The organism is Staphylococcus sp. EG-SA-2 (genome assembly GCF_017152085.1).
Genome location: NZ_JACYHC010001145.1, coordinates 1 through 678 on the forward strand (window position 1 = coordinate 1; position 678 = coordinate 678).

A 678-nucleotide genomic window follows, 5' to 3' on the forward strand; every position below is an offset into this window, starting at 1 on the left:
CATATTAATGATTAATAATTTTAGGGTTATTATTTGTCGCTTCGACATAGTAAGTATTCGTTTTGTCCTTACCGTCATGCTTCACTTTAATTTCCCAGTTTGGTTGTAACAATTGAACATTCGTTTCGTTCACGACTGAGTAGTAACCGAGTCTAGCATTAATGACTTCATCACCTTTTTTCAAGTAACGATTATAATATAATGCCTCGATTGCTTTTCTCACTCCAATAACTTGATGCTTCTTATCTGCACCATCTGTGGGCTTAATGTCATCCATCATTGATTGTTTATAACTAGCCGCTTTGTTATCTTCTATATTAAAGTTCAACATCGCTTTACTATTGTTCAAAATCGGGAAATTATCATACGTTTGTTCGTATTTTACAGAACCAGAATTAATTTCACTTAATTGATATTCTGAACCTTTGAACACACGTTTGTTAACATAATCTTTCAAATCTTTTAAGTTATTGTCACTGACCTTTACCGATTGACTAATGTTCGCATTCAATAATTTTCCACCATCTGATGTGGTCAAATCCGAATCGCCCTTAGCTTTAGAACTAAAGTCTTTTGATCGCCCTGTAATTTGCTCTAATTTTATACCTTTAACTGATTTATTCAATATACTAGCCGGTACTTTAATTTCTTCTTGCTGAAAATTAACTTCATTGTTAC

General features: G+C 32.7%; 1 protein-coding gene. It reads right to left on the reverse strand.

All coding sequences use genetic code 11. From position 1 onward, the window contains the following. Positions 1 to 4: 4 nt before the first annotated feature. Positions 5 to 678: two-component system regulatory protein YycI (locus tag IDG60_RS18990; RefSeq protein WP_206161062.1), on the reverse strand; the 674-nt coding region annotated here is incomplete at its 5' end.